Origin of the sequence: Curtobacterium aurantiacum, from assembly GCF_018598555.1 — a bacterium.
In the GTDB taxonomy this organism is placed as follows: domain Bacteria; phylum Actinomycetota; class Actinomycetes; order Actinomycetales; family Microbacteriaceae; genus Curtobacterium; species Curtobacterium aurantiacum.
This window is the reverse complement of sequence record NZ_JAHEWN010000012.1, coordinates 101,076-121,674: the sequence shown is the minus strand read 5'-3', so window position 1 is coordinate 121,674 and position 20,599 is coordinate 101,076. Positions and strand designations below refer to the sequence as shown.

Below are 20,599 nucleotides of genomic sequence, written 5' to 3'. Positions count from 1 at the left end.
GGGCGGGCGAGCGGGCGGCGAAATACGGATTCCTGGCGTCGAGCGTCCGAGCGGCCCTAGCGTCGTCGGATGGCAGACCCGAACGACACCTGGCCCACGCACGAGCGCACCGAACGGCCGTGGCGGAGCGCCGTCCGCGGGTGCCGTGACGACCGGCTGGTGACCACCGTGCGGGTGTCGCTTCCCCCGTCCATCGCGAGGGCTCGGTGGACACCGGACGACGACACCGTCGCACTGCTCGACCGGAGCGCCACGGCCCTGCGTGCCCTCGACGTCCACCACGGCTCCCGGCTCGCTCCACTCGGGTCCGTGCTCGGCCGGACCGAAGCCGTGGCGTCGTCACGGATCGAGGACGAGTCCGCGTCGATCGACGACCTGGCGCGGGCCCTCGTCGGCATCCGGGCGAACCCGGGTGCCACGGCGGTCGCCCGGGCGAGCGGTGCCGTCGAGCACCTGGTGTCCGGCGCCGATTCCGGCACCGTCACCGAGGCGTCCCTGCTCGAGGCACACCGCCTGCTGATGCGCGGCGACCCGGTGGACGGACGGTACGCCGGCCGGTACCGCGACGTGCAGAACTGGATCGACGGCGGCGCCACACCCCGCGACGCCGTGTACGTGCCACCACCGCCCGAGCTCGTGGCACCGCTGATGGCCGACCTGTTCGCGTTCGTGCAACGGGTCGACCTGCACCCGATCGCACAGGCGGCAATCGCGCACGCGCAGTTCGAGTCGATCCACCCGTTCACGGACGGCAACGGTCGGATCGGGCGGGCACTGATCGGGGCGGTGCTGCGACGACGCGGGGTGACGACCACGGTCACGGCACCGGTGGCCACCGCGCTCGCGGCGGACCGGCGGCGGTACTTCGGGCACCTGGAGCAGTACCGCGACGGCCGGGTGACCGGGTTCGTGGTCGACCTGGCCCTCGCGATCGGGACGGTCTGCGACGAAGCGACGCTCAGTGCCCTGCTGCTCGCCGAGCACGACGCCGACCGGGTCGCCGGCCCCTGCGCCTCGGGCCCGCACGGTGTGGTCGGCCGGGCCCTTGCCGACGATCCCGTCCTGACCGAGGCCCACCTGGACACCCTGCTCACCGCCGACGAGGTCGAGCGTGTCACGCACGACCTCGTGCTGGCAGGGGTGCTCCGTCCGGTCACCGGTCGTCGCCGTGACCGCGCGTGGGTCGCACCCGCCGTGGTCGCCGAGCTCGAGGCGTTCGAGCAGCGGGTACACGCCGCTGTGGGCGGCCGCGAGCGCACGGCGACGTGACCGGGGGCACGGGCGAATAGGGTGGGACGGTGAGCAACGAGCACACCGCATCCACCCCGCCCAGCGCCGCCAAGCGGCCCGTGACACGGACCCACCACGGCATCGACTTCGTCGACGACTACGAGTGGCTGCGGGACAAGGAATCCCCCGACACCCTGGCGTACCTCGAAGCCGAGAACACGCACACCGACGCCGCGACCGAGCACCTCGCGCCGCTGCGGGACCGCATCTTCTCCGAGGTGAAGAGCCGCGTGCAGGAGACCGACCTCTCGGTGCCGGTCCGCATGGGCGACTGGTGGTACTTCACCCGCACCGCCGAGGGCAGCCAGTACGGCGTCCACTGCCGCGTGCCCGTCGCCGGCCCCGACGACTGGACGCCGCCCGCCGTCGTCGAGGGCGAGTCGACCCTCCCCGGCGAGCAGGTGGTCCTCGACGGCAACGCCCTGGCCGACGGCCACGAGTTCTTCTCGCTCGGCACCTACGACATCAGCGACGACGGCACCCGCCTGGTCTACGGCATCGACGTCGAGGGCGACGAGCGCTACACCCTGCACGTCCGCGACCTGACCACGGGCACCGACCTCGGCGACGCCATCCCGAACACCGGCGCCGGCGCCACCTTCGATCCCGCCGGACGCTACGTCTTCTACCCCACGGTCGACGAGTCCTGGCGGCCGGACAAGATCTGGCGGCACGCGGTCGGCACCGGGGCGTCTGCGGACGTCCTGGTGTTCGAGGAGCCCGACGACCGCTACTGGGTCGGCGTCGGCGTGACCCGGTCGTCGCAGTACATCGTCATCGAGCTCGGCTCGAAGATCACGTCCGAGGCACACGTCCTCGACGCTGCCGACCCGACCGGGGAGTTCCAGGTCGTCTGGCCCCGGCGCGAGGGCGTCGAGTACGAGATCGAGCACGCCATCGTCGGCGGCAGCGACCGGTTCCTGGTGCTGCACAACGACGGCGCCGAGAACTTCGAGCTCGTCGACGTCCCCGCCGACGACCCGACGTCCGAGCGTGACCGCCGCGTCGTCGTGGCGCACCACACCGAGCGCCGCATCGAGTCGGTCGACGCCTTCGCCGGACACCTCGCCCTGGAGTACCGCTCCGAGGCCCTGCCCCGCATCGCCATCATCCCGATCGAGGGCGACGGCTACGGCGACGCGCACGAGGTCCCCTTCGAAGAAGCCCTGTTCTCCGCCGGGCTCGGTGGCAACCCGGAGTGGGAGCAGCCGACGCTCCGCATCGGCTACACGTCGTTCGTGACCCCCTCCGAGGTCAGCGACCTCGACCTCGCGACCGGCGAGGTCACCGTCCTGAAGCGCCAGCCGGTGCTCGGCGGCTACGACCCGGCCGACTACGTGCAGGAGCGCGACTGGGCCACGGCCGAGGACGGCACCCGTGTGCCGATCTCGCTGGTCTGGCGCCGTGACGCGATCGACGAGGGCACCCCGGCGCCGCTGCACCTCTACGGCTACGGCTCGTACGAACACTCGATCGACCCGGGCTTCAGCGTGATGCGCCTGTCGATGCTCGACCGCGGTGTCGTCTTCGCCGTCGCCCACGTGCGTGGCGGCGGCGAGCTCGGCCGGCACTGGTACGAGAACGGCAAGACCCTCACGAAGAAGAACACCTTCACCGACTTCGTCGCGGTCGCCGACCACCTGATCGAGTCCGGCCGGACGAGCGCCGACCGGCTCGTGGCCGAGGGTGGCAGTGCGGGCGGACTCCTCATGGGGGCCGTCGCGAACATCGCGCCCGACCGCTTCGCCGGCATCCTGGCCGCCGTGCCGTTCGTCGACGCGCTGACGAGCATACTCGACCCGGACCTCCCCCTCACCGTCATCGAGTGGGACGAGTGGGGCGACCCGCTGCACGACGCCGAGGTCTACCGGTACATGAGCGAGTACACCCCGTACGAGAACGTCCGCGACGACGTGCAGTACCCGCAGATCCTCGCCGTGACCTCGATCAACGACACCCGTGTGCTGTACGTCGAGCCCGCGAAGTGGACGGCGAAGCTCCGCGAGGTCGGCGCGCCCGTGCTGCTGAAGACCGAGATGTCCGCCGGCCACGGTGGCGTCAGCGGTCGGTACGCATCGTGGAAGGAGCGGGCGTTCGAACTCGCCTGGCTGCTCGACGTGCTCGGACTCGCCGACGAGACCCCCGCCGCCGCGACCGCCAACCCGATCGCCGCGGGCTGAGCGCCGGCGCACACTTCGTGAGCAGAAGAGGTCGGGTCCGAACGCGGGACCCGACCTCTTCTGCTCACCAAGCGAACAGCAGCGCACAGCAGCGAACAGCGGCGCACGCAGCGAACGCAGCCGCGCACGCAGCCCGCTCACACGCGGTTGAGCGCGTGCACCGCCTCGTCGTAGGACTCCTCGGCCAGGCGCACCCGGTCCCCCGCGAGCACCCCGTACCCGAACGTGCCCTCACCCCCGCGCTCCGCGATCGCCGCGTTCGCCCGCAGGATGTCGAGGGCGTGCAGGGACCGCACCCGCTCGGTCAGCACGTCGGCCGCGGTGCCGATCCGCTTCCACAGCGCGTGCGGGAACGCATCGTCACCGAGCACGTCCATCGCCATCCGCGCGCGCATCGTCTCCTGCCACGCGGCCTCGGTGGTGGCACGGTCGGCGGCCTCGCGCTCGGCAGCGGTGTCCGAGGTGTCGTCGGCGACGGCGGCCCGGACGAGCTCGCGCACACGCGGCTTCACGTCGGCACCGACGTCCTGCGCGACCTGCTTCGGTGACCGGAGGGACCAGGCCGTCGGTACCGGCCGCTCGGCCGCGTCGTCGAGGGCGTCGAGCAGCTCGAGGAACGGCTCCCCGTGCAGGAACGCGACGACGTCGCGCACCGCCTGGTCGCGCCGCTCACGGGTCGACGCGAGGATGCGCTCACGGGTCATCGCGTCGACCAGGTCGTCCTGCGCCGGCGAGGACGCCCGCGGCAGCCGGTCGATCAGGTACTCGGCCAGCGCGGCACGCGCGGTGACGGCAGCCAGGCCGTCCGCCGCCTCCGCGGCGCGGTCGACGGCGTCGCCGTCGGGGAACGCCGGGCGGTACCCGCCCAGGATCGCGGCGATCTCGAGTGTGGTCTCGGCCGTCTGCCGGAGGTCGGCGGTGTCGCCGGACCGGAGCCGGGCCTCCTGGCCGAGCAGTGCGGCGCGCAGCTTGCGGACGCGCTTCGCCAGGATGCGTGCGGTCGTGCCCTTGGCCGGCTTCTCCTCGGTCTGGAGGCGCGGTGCCGGTGCTCCTGCCAGCCCGCGTGCCAGCTTGGACGCGACGGCGGCGGGGCCGGCGCCGACGGCTGCGAACCGTCCGTCGAGGGCCGCGAACAGCTCGTGGGCGATCTGCGGGTCGACGCTGTCGACGGTCTCGACCTCGACCTCGCGCCAGGTGCGCGGGGTCTCCGGGGCCTCGTCGTCGAGGCGCTGGGCGGTGACCTGGTCGTCGGCGAGCTCGGCGATCTGGTCGCCGTCCTCGTCGAGCAGTCGGGTGACGGTGCGGGTGGTGGTGATCCGGACGACGGGACGCAGCCCGCGGCCACGACGCTCCGTGAAGAGCGCGGCGAGGACCTCGTCGGGCACGGTGTCGGCGTCGTCGGTCAGGGGGAACTGCTGCTCGTGGCGGACCGTGTCCGACTCCGAGCGCTTGATGTGCCAGCCGGCGTCCGGGCCGCCCGTGCGGCGGCGGACGGTCACCCGCGCGGCCACCAGGTCGTACCGCTCGGTGTCCCAGTAGGTGGCGTCCAGTTCGAACGGCTCCTGGTGCTCGGTGCGGAGGATGCCGCCCGCGCCGACGAGGTCGGGGAGGGCACCGCCCTCGGGCAGGTCGTAGGTGCGCTCGATCTCGAGGTGCGTGTGGCTCACACGCTCTTGTCTACCAGGGCTTCGGCCTGCGGTTCGACCACGAGGCGTGGCTCTGTGGAGAACCGGCTCGCGACGTACCCGGCGATGACAGCACTCAGCGGAGGCAGCGTGACAACGAAGGGGTTCCAGCGCAACGGGACCATCGAGAAGAGCACCCCGTTCCACTCGAGCACGAAGACCACCGCAGGGAGCAACAGGAGGAGCCAGGCGCTGCGTCGGACGCGGACGGCGACGAACCAGCCTGCAAGCGCGAGGATCAGCGGGAGCCCGCCCACGGGAAGGTCTGTCGGTGGCGTGAGCAGCGGCTGCAGGACTCCACCGACGGCCGCGGCGAGGACGATGCTCGCGCCGAGACGTCGGCGACCCGACGGAGCGCGCAGGACGAGGGCTGCGAGCGCGATCGCCGCACCGGGCACGACGAACACCAGGGTCCAGGTACCGGCCGTGACGAGCACGACGTCGGTCCGGCTGCCGTACCCGCCGTTCGGTTGCACGATCAGCCACGCCCCGGACGCGATCAGGGAGACGACCGCGACGGCGACCAGGACCGGGATGGTCCGGACGGTGTGCGGCATGCGATCGAGCTGGGTGGGCAGTGCGGTCACGGTGTTCCCCCACGAGGTGCGGTGCGGTGCTCGTCGGTGGAACAGCGCGGTGGTCAAGGCACCGAGCGCGAGCGCGGTCGACGACAGGTCGAGCTGCTCGGCGTCGCGCACGTCGGCGAGCCACTGCTCGCGTCGGGCATCACGGTGGGCGGCTGGTGAGACCGCGACCGCGATGCCGACGAGCGCCTGGTCGAGCGCACTCACGAGGTCACCGGCCGGTTCGTCGGACGGCTCGGGCGGCTCGGACGGACCGGTGCTTCGGCCGGGCGCGCAGCGAGCAAGTCTCGGGCGGCGCGGACTCCGTCCGCGGTGAACTCGTAGAGCCGCCGGCGTGGCCCTGACCGCTCCGCGTCGTCGTCCCACGACGAGGTTATCCACCCCTGCCGCTCGAGCCGTTCGAGGATGGGGTAGACGGTGCCCGCGGGGCGACCGGTGGCCTTGATGACGAGCAGCCCCCAGGTCGGCCCATCACTGGCGAGCAGTGCGTCGAGCACGTCGAGCGTGGGGGCGGTCACGCGCCGGATGGGTTCCATGCGCTCAAACTACCTATGTAGAACAAGCCGCGCAAGCCCCCTCAGGAGGACGAGTTAGCCTGCAGGGATGAGCGACACGATCACCCGCGAGCAGTTCACGCCCGAAGCCGGCGGCGTCACGATGTTCACCACCACGTGGTGCGGCTACTGCGCCCGGCTGAAGAACCAGATGTCGAAGGCCGGGGTGCCCTTCACCGAGGTCGACATCGAGCAGACCCCGGGTACGGCCGAGCTCGTCGCCGAGGTCAACGGCGGCAACCAGACCGTGCCGACGCTGGTGTTCCCCGACGGCTCGACGGCGACCAACCCTTCCCTGGCCGAGGTGCAGTCCCGCATCTGAGCGGCGGCCCTCCGGCGCGAAGCCTCCGCGAACAGCCAAAGTCCGTCCGAACCACGTGATCGCGTGGTTCGGACGGACTTTGGTTGTGCGGGACGGCGCAGCGCCGCGCGCCGCGCGCTGGCGCTAGCCGCCGAGCGCCTCGGTCAGCAGCGCGGCCATCGCGTCGAGCTGGATGTCGCCGGAGTCGACGACCTCTTCGTCCGAACCGTCGAGCGCGCGGGCGGCCAGGGACGCCTTCGAGTCGATGAGCTCGGCGATCTTGGTGTCGATCGTCTGCGCGGCGATGATGCGCCACGCGGTGACGGGCTCTTCCTGCCCGATGCGGTGCACACGGTCGATCGCCTGGGTCTGCTCGGCGCTCGTCCACGACAGCTCGGCGAGCACGACGTTCGAAGACACCTGCAGGTTCAGGCCGACACCGGCCGCGGTCAGCGAGCAGACGATGACGGCGACGTCGGGGTCGTTCACGAACGAGTCGATCTCGGCCGTGCGCTGCGTCGGGGTCTGGTCGCCGCGGATCGTGGCGGTGCGCAGCCCGCGACGGGCGAACACCTCTTCCGCCTGGTCCATCACGTCGAGGTGCTTCGCGAAGAACACGACCTTGCCGACGTTCGAGGCGAGCTGTGCCGCGTAGTCGGCCGCGAGCTGGGCCTTGGCCCGGCCGATGCGGCGGACCATCGAGAACACGTTCTCGCCGGTCGACGAGGCGTCCTGGTCCTCGAGCTCCCAGCGGGCGACCTGGCGGACCAGCTTGTGGTCGATGCCGACGACCGGGTCCTGCCCGGTGCGGGCGTCGAGCGCCTGGTGGTAGCGGCGGACGAGCTTCGCGGTGAGCTCGCGCTCGGCGTCGCGGATGGAGCGACCCTCGTCACCGTCGAGCTCGACGGGGATGTCGGCGATCCGGCGGGCCGGGATGTCCGCGGCGACGTCGACCTTGCGGCGTCGGACGATGCCCTGGTCGATGACGGCACGACGGGCCTCGACGAAGAACCCGGGGTCGGCCGGCGTCAGGCCGATCTCCTCGAGCTCGTTCATGAGCTTCGCCCGCGGCTTCTTGTCGTCGATCCAGCCGAGGTACTCCCAGATGGTGCGGAAGTCCTCGACCGAGTTGATGAGCGGGGTACCGGTGAGCGCCATGAGCAGCGGCGCGGCGGTGCGCTGCCGGATGCGCTCGGCGATCTGCAGCACGAACCGGGCGCGCTGCGAGTCCTTGTTCTTGATGAAGTGCGCCTCGTCGACGACCATCCCCTTGAACCCGAAGTTGCCGAGCCACCCGGCGTGCCGGTCGAGGATCTCGTAGTTCACGATGACGATGTCGGCGAACCCGTCGAGGTCGTTGCCGTCCCCGTGGATCACCGTGGCGCGGTGGTTCGGCACCCAGCGCTCGGCCTCGCGCGCCCAGTTCGTCTTCACGACGTTCGGCACGACGACGAGCAGCGGGAACGCGTTCGCGGCGTCGGCGGCGAGCAGCGACTGCGCGGTCTTGCCGAGGCCGGGCTCGTCGGCGAGCAGGAAGGTACGGTGCCCCTGCGCGGCGGCGGCGACGAGTTCCGCCTGGTGCTTCATGAGCGTGGTGCCGGAGCGCGAGTGCAGCGTCGTGGGTTCCGGCAGCGGCATCGTCGCCGCTCCCCCGCCAGCGCCGTACTCGAACGACTTGAACAGCGGCCCGAACAGCTCCCAGTTCGCCAGCCGACGCGGGTGCGCGACGGGCTGGTCGGCGAGGGCGAAGTCCGGCGGCATGAACGGATTCGCGAGCTGGCGCTGCACGACCGCCTGCGGCACGACGGCCCGCACCGGGGTCTCGACCACCGCGGCCGGCTCGGATGCGATGACGAGGTCCTCCGGCTGCAGTTCCATGCCACCGGCGATCATCATGTCCCGCTTGACCGCACGCGTCGCCTCGGACACCTGCACCTCTTCGGCGAGGAGCTGGATGACGCTGGTGTCCCGCGCCGCCGTCTTCGCCAGGATCGTGGCCACGCCGTCGAGCCGCTTGAGCTGCTCGGCGCGCTGCGCGTCGGTGAGCTCCGTGTCGGCCTTCACCCGCGCGCGCTCTTCGCGCATGAGCAGGGCGACCGCCTGGAACTTCGTCCGGTTCGATGCCTTGAGCGGTCCGCGCTGCGCCGCGGCCTCGACCTCGCGCACAGCGCGGGCGAGGACGGGGATGACGCCGTCGTTGTCCAGCGGCCTGGTACGACGTGACGCGGTCCGCGTCCCGCCGGCAGCACGCCGGGTGCCTGATCGAGCCAACGCTCCTCCTGTTCCGCCCACACGTCGGGGCGATCCGCCCGTGGGGCGGGAAGTCCTGCACCGGGGCCTGGCGCGGCTCCGGTTCAGCTGCGGGCCACCGTGGCCCACCGCATCGCCGGTCCCCGCTTCGGGACGTCCGGTGGACTCCCGCGAGCCGTTCCACACGAGCGCCTGCCGGGAGCAGGTTCGGACGGTCCGCGCCGGGATCCGGCGTCGTCACACGCACGTGATGCCCCCTCGGGGCGCTCACGGCCCGGTTCCCGCGTCGATCAAGTGATCGACGGCTGCGTCCGGAATCGACGCGGCACGCGGGAACGCGGTGCGTGCGCGGTCAGTTTACTCCCGGACCACCGACGGAGGCGACCGGCGCGCTGCCCGCGCGCGTCGCGACGACGGACGGGAGGCCCGTGGCGGGCCCGACCCGGGCCTCCCGTCCGCCCTTCGGTCACGTTCACCCCACCGAAGCGACACGTTCCCGGGTCCCTGCCCCGTTGCCCCCCGAGAGAGCGACAGGCTGCCGCGGATGTTCCGCGCAGAACTGTCGCTTTCGCGACGGCGGCGTCGCGTTTCAGGCCTGTGGTGCGGACCTCGGGCGGATCGAACCGCCGGTCGGGAGGCTCGGGGCCGCGTCCGCCAGGGCGGCCTGCGTCGCGGCGAGGAGCTGCTGGGCGGTCTGGATCCCGTTGGCGGACCCGGTGGTCGCCTGGCCGCCGGCGTGGGCGAGCAGCTGGGCCCCGATGGCCGGTCCGATGCGGTCGGCCTCGCGCGGGTTGCGCGCGACCCAGTCGCGGGCGATCGCGTCGGCGAGTCGCTCGGCCGCGGCGCCGCGCTCCGCGTCTCCGCGGGACCGGTGCCACAGCCCGGTCACCACGAGGTGGGCGACGACGGCCCCGACGTCACGGACGGGGAACCCCCAACCGGCGGTGTCGATGTCGAGCAGGCCCGAGATGCGCCACGGCTCGTCCTCGTCGACGAAGACCTGCTCCAGGTGCAGGTCGCCGTGCACGACCTGCTTGGTCGAACTCGACCAGCCGATGGAGCGGCGGCCGATGGCGTCGTACAGGCGGTCGATCTCCTCGGCGTCCCGGGGCAGGGCGGAGATGAGCGTCCGGCGGTGCCAGTCGGCGTGGTCCATCGCGTCGGCGCGGGCCTGCTGGGTCATCGGAACGGTGGCGACCCGGCCGCTGAGGGCCGCGAGTGACGCCACGAAGCGCGGGTCGTCGGCGATGTCGAGGATGCGGCTGCCTGCGGGCACCCCGCGGATGCGCTCGAGCACGAGCAGGCCGTCGCCACGGCTCGACAGCACACGCGGCACCGGCAGACCGGCCGCGACGAACTGCTCGTGCGACTGCACGATCGGCGCGACCCGGTGCGGGCGGACGATCTTCAGGAAGAGGGTGCGCTCGGGGGCGTCCACGCGCACCACCGCGCGCTTGCCCGGCCGGTACGCGGCCACGGTGAGCACCGGCTCGGTGACGGGCATCCCGAGCGTGGTCAGCAGCTCGGCGACGGCGTCGCGGTAGGTGACCTGCGGCAGCACCGGCAGGCCGGGGTCGTTCGGGTACGCCCACACCGACACCGGTTCACCCGTCGCGGGGTCGGTGACGATGGCGCTGTTCTGGTCGTGGGTCCCGCCGGTGTCGACGTAGGTCAGGACGGTGGCGCGCTGGCCGTTGCGGTCCACCGTGTCGACCTCGTAGCCGTACAGGTAGCCGTTGCCCGACGGTTCGACGGAGTGCGCCCGCGCGGCCACCACGGAGGTCCCGGAGCCGGCGAAGGCCTGCGGGATGACGCGCTCATGGTTGGGCCACACGACATCAGTCAACCGTGTCGCGGGGGTTTCGTCGCGTTCGTGCACGGCTCGGCGCGGGGCCGGTGGCTACCGTGGTCGGTGTGAACCCGGTCGCGCGTCTCCGCAGCTCCAGTCGCACGCCGTTCCTGCAGGTCGTGAAGACCGCCGTCGCGGTGGTCGCCGCCGTGCTCCTCTGCCGTCTGGTCATCCAGGGACCGTTCCCGACCTTCGCGGCGATCGCGGCCCTGCTCGTGGTGCAGCCGAGCATCAACCAGTCGTTCGTGAAGGGGCTCGAGCGGAGCGCGGGCGTCGTGATCGGCGTCGTGCTGGCCACCGGGTTCCACCTGCTGCTCGGCGACGGCGTGTTCGTCGTCCTGCTCGTCATCGTGCTCGCGATCCTCATCGCGTGGGCGCTGCGGCTGACGCCGACCTCGGCGACCCAGGTGGGGATCAGCGGGATGCTCGTGCTCACCGCCGGGGTGGTCACGCCGAACTACTCCGCGGACCGCATCCTCGAGACCGTGATCGGTGCGGTCGTCGCCCTGGTCGTGAACGCCGTCATCGTGCCGCCCGTGCTGCTGGAGCCGGCGCACCTCGCCGTCGCCCGCCTCGCTCGCGACACCGCCGTGGCGTTCGAACGGATCGCGATCGGCCTGACCGAGGGGTGGGACCGCGACCGGTGGGACGAGGCGCTCGTGGCGGCCCGGGCGCTCCGACAGCAGCACGCGAAGGCCGAGGCCGCTCTCGGTTCGGCGCGTGAGTCCCTGACGATGAACCCGCGCGGCGGGCGACACCGGATGATCCTCGACCGCGACGTGGCGGTCACGGACCACCTCCGGGTCCTCGTCACCCGGGTGACCGGCATGACCCGGGCGATCCGCGACAACACCGCGCCGGACCTGCGAGCCGACCCGGTGGTGCACGGGATCGCGACCGAGGTGGCGCGGATCGGTGCCGACGTCCGGGCGCTCAGTGCGCGGGTGGAGTCGACGCGGCTCGACCCGGTCGCCGGCGCGGGCGGGACGGGCAGGTCCGGCGGGACGGGCAGGTCCGGCGGCGCCGACGGGCGCTCGGCCGGGGTGGTCGGCGACCCATGGGCCGAGGCGTCGGAGCCGGCGTTGACCGCGCCGCTCGAGGTGGTGCGGCCGAACTCGCGGCACTGGGTGCTCATCGGAGCGTTGCTCGAGGACATCCGGCGCGTGCGCGAGGAGCTGCTCGGCGAGGACGACTAGGCGGTCCGGGTCAGCGGGTGGCGCAGGCCGCTTCCGACGCCGTCCGCACGACGTCGGACCAGATCACCGAGGTCGGCACGGTACCGCTCGCTCCCGGGATCCCGGCATCGGCGTACCGCCTGATCTCGGCGACGACGGCCTCGATGCCGACCTCCCGTGCTGTGCGGCTCGCCACGTCCGGCACCGCCGTGAGCAGCTCCGCGACCACGCGGTCGCGCGGGGCGTCCTCCAGTTGCGCGAGCGCGCCGATGCCCTTCCAGGCGGCGTCGAGTTCGGCGCGCAGGCGCACGATGGACGGGTGGTCGATCGAGTCGTTCATGGTCCCCCAGTGCGGACGGCGCATCGGGTCGCGCTGTCCGCTGCCGGAGCCTAGCAACGAAGCAAGCGACGCTCACGTCCCTAGAACGTGGGACAGACCGTTCTGCTCTGTCCTGTGACGAGATTCAGCGAGTCTGCCCCGGAGAACGGCCCTCCGAGCCGGTTCGATGCCACGATGGGTCCGAGGAGGTCCACTATGCGGCTGTTGGTGGTCGAGGACGACGACGAGATGCGTGCACTGATGGAGCGCGGGCTCGCTGCCGAGGGGTACCGCGTCACGGCGGTCGAGAACGGCGTCGAGGCGCTCATCGCCCTCGGCGAGCAGGCGTTCGACCTGGCCGTCGTGGACGTGATGATGCCCGGCATGTCCGGGTTCGAGCTCGCCCGGCGGATCCGCGAGCGCGAGGACCCGGTGCGCATCCTGCTCGTGACCGCGCGAGACGCCGTCGACGACCGCGTGTTCGGGCTCGACGCCGGCGCGGACGACTACCTCACCAAGCCCTTCGCCTTCGCCGAGCTCACCGCGCGGCTCCGTGCCCTCGGCCGCCGTGAGTCCGCCGGGGCTCCCCGCACGATCGAGGTCGGGGACGTCTCGATCGACTCCGAGGCCCGCCGCATCTCGATCAAGGGCCAGCGCGTCGCCGTGAGCCCGACCGAGTTCGCGCTGCTCCGACTGCTCGCTCGATCGGCAGGCAGCGTCGTCGACCGCCCGAAGATCCTCGAAGAGGTCTGGGACGGCTCGCAGCACGTCGACCCGAACGTGGTCGAGCAGTACATCTCGTACCTCCGCAAGAAGCTCACCGCGCACGGCGCCACGGTCGCCATCGCCACGGTCCGCGGCCGCGGGTACCGCCTGGATCTGCTCGGGGCGTGAACGGGGCCGGCGACGCCCCCCGATCGGACCGCCGACGCCGCGGTCCGATCCGACCGCTGCGCCTGCTGTCGCTGCGCGCCCGGATCACGATCGGATCGACGGCGATCGCCGCGATCGTCATCCTGCTGCTCGTCCTGGTGATGCGGTTCCAGGTGGTGAGCGTCGTCGCGAGCGCGACACGGACGTTGCTCGACGCCGACGCGGACCCCTACGTCGCCACGCTCGAGGTCGACAGCGACCCGGACCTGTCGCCGCCGGGCAACGCGCAGCTCGTCGCCGTCGTGTCCCCGTCCGGTGAGATCGTGCTGTCCACGATGCCGGACCGCGTCGAGCAGGCCCTCGGCAGCCTGACGTCGACCGCCGCCGGCACGTCGATCATCCGCGTCTCCGGCTCGGAGTACCGGGTCGTGGTGGAGCACCCCGTCAACCAGGCCGGCCGCTGGACCGTCGTCGCCGCCCGGAACTCGCAGGCCGAGGCGATCGTCGTCGACGACCTCACGACGACGCTGTCGCTGACGGGACTGGCGATCCTGCTCGCCTTCGGTGTCGCGTCCTGGGTGCTCGCCACCACCGCGCTGCGCCCCGTGAACCGGATGCGCCGCGAGGCCGAACGGCTCTCCGTCGCCCCGGAACGAGCCGAACTCCCCGTGGGCCCCGCCCAGGACGAGCTGGCGTCCCTGGCCACCACGTTGAACGCCTTCCTCGCCCGGACCCGACAGGCGACGGAGCGTGAACGCCAGATGGTGTCGGACGCCAGCCACGAGCTCCGCACGCCCCTCGCGATCCTGACCACCCAGCTCGACCTCGCCGCGCTCGACGTCGACGACGCGGCCGCCCTCGCCGCCCACATCGAGCGTGCGAAGCACAGCGTCGCGCGCTTGTCGCGGCTGGCGAACGACCTGCTCGCGCTGTCAAGGATCGAAGAGTCCGAGCGCCGCGAACAGGACGGCGACCAGCGACCCGAAACCGCCTGGTCGGACCTCGGTGACGAGGTGATGGCCGCGGTCGACCGCGTCCGGCTCATCGCGTCGGCGAAGGACGTCACCGTCGACTTCGACCTCGAACCACCCGTCGCCGTCGGCGGCTCGGGCCCGGGCATCGGCGGCGGCACCGTCGAGCCGCACTACCGGATCGACACCGGCGGCATGGCGCAGCTCGTGACGAACATCGCGGGCAACGCCGTGGCCGCGCTCCCCCGCGGCGGCGGCATCTTCGTGTCGTGGCGGAGCACCGGTGGCGAGGGCGTGCTGCAGATCACCGACGACGGACCTGGCGTGCCCGAGTCCTTCATCCCGGTGGCCTTCGACCGCTTCACCCGTCCGGACGAGGCCAGGAAGTCCCGCCCCAACCCGGACCCGTCGACAGGTGCCGGCGCCCTGCCCGGCGGCTCCGGCCTGGGACTCGCGATCGTGCGCGCGGTGGCGGAACGGGCGGGAGGCACGGCGTCGCTCCGCAACGTGCCCTCGGGTGGGCTCGAAGTCACGGTCCGCCTGCCCGAGGTGCGCTGAGCACAACCGCTCGCTCGAGCACGACCGCTCACCTGCGCACGACCGATCACTGGAAGTCCCGCGAGCGGGTGCGGACGGACAGCGACAGGTGCTCGATGCGGTCAGCCACCAGGTTGACCACCCCGTCGGGCGACCGCTCGAGGATGCCGCGGACGATCACCGCCGGGGATTCCCGCGCCACCCGGCGGTAGCGCCCCCACACCCCGACGCTGCAGATGACGTTGACCAGCCCGGTCTCGTCCTCGACGTTCAGGAACGTGATGCCCGAGGCCGTCGCCGGACGCTGCCGGTGCGTCACGATCCCGCCGATCTCGACCCGTCGGCCGGTCTCGGCGGTCGCGGTGTCCTGCACGCTGAGCACCCGGCGTGCGGCGAGCCGGTCCCGCACGTGCCGGACGGGGTGGTCGTCGGTCGTCATGCCCGTCGACCACATGTCAGCGATGAGCACGTCCCCGCTCGTCATCTGACCGAACAACGGCGGCTGCACGAACACCTGCGTGTCCGGCAGCTGGTCGGGGCGCTCCGCCGCGGCCTGGGCAGCCGACCACATCGCACCGCGCCGGTCGATGTCGAACGGGGCGAACGCGTCGGCGGCGGCGAGGGCCTCGAGCTGCGGCGTGGTCAAGCCGACCCGGCGGGCCAGGTCGGACATGTCGGAGAAGGGGCCGTTGGCGTCCCGCTCGGCGACGATCTTCTCGGCGCTCTTCCGGCTGAGCGACGCGACCTCGGCCAGCCCGAGCCGCACGGCGAAGGCACCGTCGCGACGGTGCCTCGCGGTGTCGTCGGGGAGCGCCTTGTCGAAGGGCAGCACCGGGGGCTGCTCGGAGGCCAGGCACGCGTCGTCACCGGCCGTGGCATCCCCGTCCGGCAGGGGCTCGAGCGTCGCGTCGACCCCGGACCGCAGGATGTCCGGCCGCAGCACCCGGACACCGTGCCGCCGGGCGTCGGCGACCAGGGTCTGCGGTGAGTAGAACCCCATCGGCTGCGCCCGGAGCAGCGCCGCCAGGAACGCTCCCGGGTAGTGCAGCCGCATCCACGCGCTCGCGTAGACGATGAGGGCGAAGCTGATCGAGTGGCTCTCCGCGAAGCCGAAGTTCGCGAAGGCCTGGATCTTCGCGTAGATCGCGTCGGCATCGGCACCGTGGATGCCGTTGTCCGCCATCCCCGTGTAGAGCTTGTCCCGCAGCCGGTCGATCTTCTCGTGCCCGCGCTTCGACCCCATCGCCCGCCGCAGCAGGTCGGCGTCGTCCCCGGAGCAGTTGCCCACCGCGATCGCCATCTGCATGAGCTGCTCCTGGAACAGCGGGACCCCGAGGGTGCGTTCGAGCACGGGTTCGAGCGCCGGGTGCATGTACGTGATCGGTTCCTCGCCCGTGCGCCGACGGATGTACGGGTGCACCGCGCCGCCCTGGATGGGCCCGGGTCGGACGAGTGCGACCTCGATCACCAGGTCGTAGAACCGCCGCGGGAGCAGTCGGGGCAGGGTGCCCATCTGCGCGCGGGACTCCACCTGGAACACCCCGATCGTGTCCGCGCGGCAGAGCTGGTCGTACACCCCCTGTTCTTCCTTCGGGATGGAGTGCATCTCCCAGCGCTCCCCGCAGTGCTCTGCCGCCAGGTCGAACGAGTACTGCAGGGCCGCGAGCATGCCGAGCCCGAGCATGTCGAACTTCACGAGCCCCATGTAGGCGCAGTCGTCCTTGTCCCACTGCAGCACGGTGCGGCCGTCCATCCGGGCGTGCTCGATCGGCACGACCTCGCCCACCGGGCGGTCGGTCAGCACCATGCCGCCGGAGTGGATGCCGAGGTGCCGCGGGAACCCGAGGACGTCGCTCGCGAGCCCGACGACCGCCGGCGGGATGTCGTGGTCCTGGCTCTCGGTCACCGAGCCCCACCGCTCGACCTGCTTCGACCAGGCGTCCTGCTGCCCGGGGCTGTGGCCGAGCGCCTTCGCCATGTCACGCACCGCACCCTTGGGCCGGTAGGTGATGACGTTCGCGACCTGGGCGGCGTTGTGCCGACCGTACTTGGCGTACACGTACTGGATCACCTCTTCGCGGCGGTCCGAGTCGAAGTCGACGTCGATGTCGGGTTCCTCGTCGCGCATCGCCGACAGGAACCGCTCGAACGGCAACCCGTACCGGATCGAGTCCACCGCGGTGATCTCGAGCAGGTAGCAGACCGCCGAGTTCGCCGCCGAGCCCCGCCCCTGGCAGAGGATGCCCCGACCGCGGGCGTACTGCACCATGTCGCGCACGATCAGGAAGTACCCCGGGAAGTTCTTCTCCTCGATCACGGACAGCTCACGCTCGATGCGCTCCCGCTTGCGGGGGTCGACGCCGTCGGCGCTGCCGGGGTAGAACCGCCGGGCACCCGTCCACGTGAGCTCGCGGAGCCACGACATCGCGGTGTGTCCGTCCGGGACGTCGAGGTCGGGCAACCCGGGCTGCACGGTCTTCAGCCGGAACCCGAGCTCGTCGGCGAGCTCCACCGTCTGCTCGATCGCCCCCGGGTAGCGCCCGAACCGTCTGGCCATCTCGGCGCCGGAGCGCAGGTGGGCGGTGTCGGCGGCCGGCAGCCAGCCGTCGATCTCGTCGAGGCTGCGACGGGCACGCACCGCCGCGAGTGCGGTCGCCACCGGGAACCGGTCGGGGGTTGCGTAGTGCACGTTGCCGGTGGCGACCAGGGGCAGCGCGTGCTTCGCGGCGAGGGCGGCCAGGGCGTCGTTGCGGGCGCTGTCGAGCGGGTCGCCGTGGTCGAGCAGCTCCACGACGACGTTGCGGCTGCCGAACCGGTCGAGCAGCACCCGGAGCGCGGTCTCGGCGGCGGACTCGCCACCCTGCTCGAGGGCCTGCCGAACGGAGCCCTTCCGGCACCCGGTGAGGACCCGCCAGTGCCCGTCCGCCCGCGCGGCGAGGTCGTCGAGGTCGTACTGCGGGCTGCCCTTCTCGGACCCGGCAGCCAGGTGCGCACTCGTCACCGCACCCGCGAGCCGGTGGTAGCCGTCCTGGCCGTCGGCGAGCAGGAGCAGGTGCGAGCCCTCGGGGTCGGGCACGCCGTTCTGGGGTTCGGTCAGCCCCAGGGACAGCTCGGTGCCGAAGACGGTGCCGACCTGCGGGTACGACTCGGCGACCTCGGCCATCCGGGCGGCCCCGTAGAAGCCGTCGTGGTCGGTGAGCGCGAGGGCGTGCAGCCGGAGCCGAGCAGCTTCTTCGAACAGGTGCTCGGGCTGGCTGGCGCCGTCGAGGAAGCTGAAGGCCGAGTGCGCGTGCAGTTCGGCGTACGGCACGACCGGGCCGCCGTCGGTGTCGAGCGGCGACGGGACGTACGGCTCGCGCTTCCGCGACCACGCCGGGCTGTCCCCGCCGTCGCCGTCGTGCGCCGTACCCGGGCTCCGCTTGTCGGACAGGGCACGCTCGAACTGCGACCACGGGATGGGTGGGTTGCTGTAGCCCATCAGGTCACGCTCCTGCTCGTGCTGCTGCTGGTGGTGGTCACGTCGCGATCGCCTCCGCCCACCAGCGGTGGTCCGCCAGCACCAGGTACCAGGCACGTCCCTCGGCGTCGACGAGCTGCAGCCGGTGCAGGCGTCGTCCGCCGGACTCCCACCACCGCACGACGAGCGGCCACGGGCCCGCCCAGGCCGTCACGGCCGCGAACGTGCCGCCCCGGTCGCCCTCGGCACGGAACCGCTCGGGTGCGCCGGACAGCACACCACGCTCGTCGACGTCGACACTCGCACCGCCGGCGGTGACGACGTCGACCGGTCGGGGCCGCTCGAGCACGGTGGCGGGTGGCGGGCCGGGCAGCTTGCCGGGCCACGGGCGGTCGCGGACGGTCGCCAGGGCACGCTCGCCGCCCGCTGGCGCGTCGCCCCACGGCACGAGCACGACGCGCTCGGACAGGGTGCGGCCACCGCCGATGCGCGGACTCACCACACCGTCGTGCCCGACCATGCCCTGGATCCGGGCGAGGCCGTGGTGCACGCGCTCATCCGGGCCGGAGCCCCACAGCCCGCGCTCGTGGTTCGCCATGTCGTCGACGGCGACCGGCTCGAGCACCACCGAGGTGACCGGCGCCTCGAGCCCGGTCGGGTCCACCCCGCCGGCGAGCTGCCACCGCACCCGGTCGACCACGTCGGCGGCGTCGAACCAGCGCGGGTGCGCCCAGGTCCGTTCGAGCAGGATGTCGCGCTCGTCGACGATCCCCACACGGATGGTCGTCGCCACGAGCCCCGCGGCCCGGAGTCGCTCGGCGAAGTCGTCGGCGGAACGCCGGAACGCGAACGCGATCTGGTCGGTACGGTCCAGCGGGGGTTCGAACGACGCCTCGACCCGGAGTTCCGGCGGGATCTCCCGCGCCGCGATCTCGCGTGGGTCGCGGCCCCCGGCCAACCGGTGCAGGAACGCCCCGGCCACGCCGAAGCGGTCCCGCACCTGTTCGTCGCCGAGTGCCGCGAAGTCGCCGAGCGTGGTGATGCCGAGCCGGTCGAGCACCGTCGTGAGGTCGGGGTCGCCGAGCACACCGAGCGGCAGGTGCGCGAGGAAGTCCGCCGATCCCCCGACGGGCACGAGCCGCACCCGTTCACCGGGTCGCACCGGACGGGCCCGGGCTGCCTGGTCCGCCGCGAACGGGGTGTCGGCCACCCCGGCCCGCACCGCGGGGGCGCCGTGGTCGGCCGCGATGCCGGCAAGGGTCGCCGCCGCCGCGCGTTCACCGCCGTAGTACCGGGCCGGCCCACGGGCGCGGAGCGCGAGGGTGCCCGGCCGCAGCACCTCGACCCCGGGGACCGCCGCCTCGACCGCTCGGATGACGGGCTCGAAGGCGCGGTGGTCGAGGGCGTCGTCGTAGGGCTGCACGAGGAGCTCGGGGCACCGCGCCTGCGCCTCACGCACGCGGAGCCCCCGCACGACACCCTGCTCACGCGCGGACGCGGAGCTCGCGAACACGAGCCCCTTCGCGGTCAGGGCGAGGGGCTGCTCCGGCGGGGTGCCACCGGCCCGAGCCGCCGCGATGACCGGCCAGTCCGGGCACCAGAGCACGATCGTCCGGGTCGGGGGTGGTTCGGGCAGTGCCGCTCCCCGCGTGATCGCGTCGGACCGGACGCGCCCGGAGGCGATCACGACGCCACCGCCACGGGCCGCAGCACGCGGGTGTCCCCGGAGCCCACCGTCGGTACCGGTGTGGCGGCCCGGACCGCACCGTCGGCCGCGGGCAGGAGCAGCTCGGCGGTCGCCGGACGCACCGCGCCGGCACGCCCGGTCGCGGTCACGGTCGCCCGGCGTTCCGTCAGGTGACCGTGGCCCTGTCCGATGCCGCTCCACGTCGAGGACGTGACCCGCAGCGTGACGTCCGCCCCGGGCCAGGAGCCGAGCGCGACGAGTGCGCCACCGCGCTGTCGCAGCCGAGCCGACAGCCGTGCCACGTCGCCCGGCACGACCCGGCCGAGCGGTCGGGTGAGGACGATCTGCGCGATGTCGGCCATCGCCGCCGTCACGGCGAGCCACTGGTCGCCCGGTTCGGGGACGAGGACGAGCCGCTCGAGGTCGATCCCCGCGGCGGCTGCCGCTTCGACCCCGAAGGACGGCACGCCGACGACCGCGCACCACGCTCCGGCCGCCGAGGCCGCCTGCAGCATGGTGATCGCGAGCAGCACCGACTCGGGGACGGCGTAGGTACCACCGACCCGGATCGCGCCACCGGGCAGCAGGGGTTCGAGCGCCGGGGCCGTGGGGAGCCCGGCGGTGTCGACCCGGGTGGACTCCATGTCGGCCACCCGGGACCGCAGGGACGTGATGCGGTCGAGCGCGGCCCGGGCATCGCCCAGGTGGTCCGTCCCACGGCGCGCACCGCCACTGCCCGCGCCGCTGCCGTGTGCAGCGCCGCTCCGCCCGCCCCGGTCCGGGGTGGGCGACCGGAGTGCCGCCGCCGTCTGCATGCCCTCATATTCGAACATGTGTTCGATGATGTCAATCGCGTCCGACATCTGTGGACAGTCTGTGTCGAACGC

15 protein-coding genes are annotated in these 20,599 nt (G+C 72.6%); 6 read left to right on the top strand and 9 right to left on the bottom strand.

From position 1 onward, the window contains the following. The first annotated feature begins 69 nt into the window (after positions 1-69). Positions 70-1,269, top strand: a complete 1,200-nt coding sequence (locus KK087_RS12170) for a Fic family protein (protein WP_214565587.1) — start codon at positions 70-72, stop codon at positions 1,267-1,269. A gap of 29 nt (positions 1,270-1,298) precedes the next feature. Beyond that, positions 1,299-3,470: a S9 family peptidase gene (locus KK087_RS12165; protein ID WP_214565585.1), complete on the top strand. Its 2,172-nt coding sequence runs from the start codon at positions 1,299-1,301 to the stop codon at positions 3,468-3,470. Between the two features lie 137 nt (positions 3,471-3,607). Here the strand turns inward: KK087_RS12165 and KK087_RS12160 are convergent, their stop codons facing one another. The 3 genes from KK087_RS12160 to KK087_RS12150 are packed head-to-tail and all read right to left on the bottom strand — an operon-like array spanning position 3,608 to position 6,275. Further along, positions 3,608-5,137 (bottom strand): CYTH domain-containing protein, encoded by a 1,530-nt coding sequence (locus KK087_RS12160; RefSeq protein WP_214565583.1) that lies wholly within the window; start codon positions 5,135-5,137, stop codon positions 3,608-3,610. After that, positions 5,134-5,946, bottom strand: coding sequence for a hypothetical protein (locus KK087_RS17945; RefSeq protein ID WP_214565581.1), 813 nt, complete (start codon positions 5,944-5,946; stop codon positions 5,134-5,136). Before KK087_RS17945 ends, KK087_RS12160 begins: the two co-directional genes overlap by 4 nt. Beyond that, positions 5,943-6,275: a PadR family transcriptional regulator gene (locus KK087_RS12150; protein WP_214565579.1), complete on the bottom strand. Its 333-nt coding sequence runs from the start codon at positions 6,273-6,275 to the stop codon at positions 5,943-5,945. Before KK087_RS12150 ends, KK087_RS17945 begins: the two co-directional genes overlap by 4 nt. A gap of 67 nt (positions 6,276-6,342) precedes the next feature. On the opposite strand from KK087_RS12150, the gene KK087_RS12145 reads away from it, so the two are divergent. Next, on the top strand, positions 6,343-6,615 hold the full coding sequence (locus tag KK087_RS12145) for a mycoredoxin (protein WP_071405571.1): 273 nt from the start codon (positions 6,343-6,345) through the stop codon (positions 6,613-6,615). Between the two features lie 123 nt (positions 6,616-6,738). Here KK087_RS12145 and KK087_RS12140 read toward each other — a convergent pair whose 3' ends face one another. Next, positions 6,739-8,865, bottom strand: coding sequence for a DEAD/DEAH box helicase (locus tag KK087_RS12140; RefSeq protein WP_176708427.1), 2,127 nt, complete (start codon positions 8,863-8,865; stop codon positions 6,739-6,741). Positions 8,866-9,433: 568 nt separating this feature from the next. Beyond that, positions 9,434-10,678: a phosphotransferase gene (locus KK087_RS12135; RefSeq protein ID WP_214565577.1), complete on the bottom strand. Its 1,245-nt coding sequence runs from the start codon at positions 10,676-10,678 to the stop codon at positions 9,434-9,436. 80 nt (positions 10,679-10,758) lie between these two features. Between KK087_RS12135 and KK087_RS12130 the strand changes: the two genes are divergently transcribed. Beyond that, the gene (locus KK087_RS12130) at positions 10,759-11,889 is read left to right on the top strand and encodes an FUSC family protein (protein WP_307860053.1); all 1,131 of its coding nucleotides are present in this window, start codon (positions 10,759-10,761) and stop codon (positions 11,887-11,889) included. A 10-nt stretch (positions 11,890-11,899) separates the two neighbouring features. Here KK087_RS12130 and KK087_RS12125 read toward each other — a convergent pair whose 3' ends face one another. Beyond that, entirely contained in the window at positions 11,900-12,208 is a 309-nt protein-coding gene (locus tag KK087_RS12125; RefSeq protein WP_214531380.1) for a hypothetical protein, read from the bottom strand. A 195-nt stretch (positions 12,209-12,403) separates the two neighbouring features. Between KK087_RS12125 and KK087_RS12120 the strand changes: the two genes are divergently transcribed. After that, positions 12,404-13,081 carry a response regulator transcription factor gene (locus KK087_RS12120; RefSeq protein ID WP_214531379.1) on the top strand — a complete coding sequence of 226 codons (678 nt, stop codon included), beginning with the start codon at positions 12,404-12,406 and terminating at the stop codon, positions 13,079-13,081. Beyond that, on the top strand, positions 13,078-14,589 hold the full coding sequence (locus tag KK087_RS12115) for a sensor histidine kinase (RefSeq protein ID WP_214531378.1): 1,512 nt from the start codon (positions 13,078-13,080) through the stop codon (positions 14,587-14,589). Before KK087_RS12120 ends, KK087_RS12115 begins: the two co-directional genes overlap by 4 nt. 46 nt (positions 14,590-14,635) lie before the next feature. Here KK087_RS12115 and KK087_RS12110 read toward each other — a convergent pair whose 3' ends face one another. The 3 genes from KK087_RS12110 to imuA' are packed head-to-tail and all read right to left on the bottom strand — an operon-like array spanning position 14,636 to position 20,575. After that, a complete protein-coding gene (locus tag KK087_RS12110; RefSeq protein ID WP_214565575.1) occupies positions 14,636-18,046 on the bottom strand; it encodes an error-prone DNA polymerase in 3,411 nt (1,136 codons plus the stop codon). Between the two features lie 37 nt (positions 18,047-18,083). After that, positions 18,084-19,712 carry a DNA polymerase Y family protein gene (locus KK087_RS12105; RefSeq protein WP_214565568.1) on the bottom strand — a complete coding sequence of 543 codons (1,629 nt, stop codon included), beginning with the start codon at positions 19,710-19,712 and terminating at the stop codon, positions 18,084-18,086. Continuing rightward, on the bottom strand, positions 19,709-20,575 hold the full coding sequence (imuA', locus tag KK087_RS12100; protein WP_250901052.1) for a DnaE2-dependent mutagenesis accessory factor ImuA': 867 nt from the start codon (positions 20,573-20,575) through the stop codon (positions 19,709-19,711). The genes KK087_RS12105 and imuA' overlap by 4 nt, the downstream gene beginning before the upstream one ends. Between the last annotated feature and the right edge of the window lie 24 nt (positions 20,576-20,599).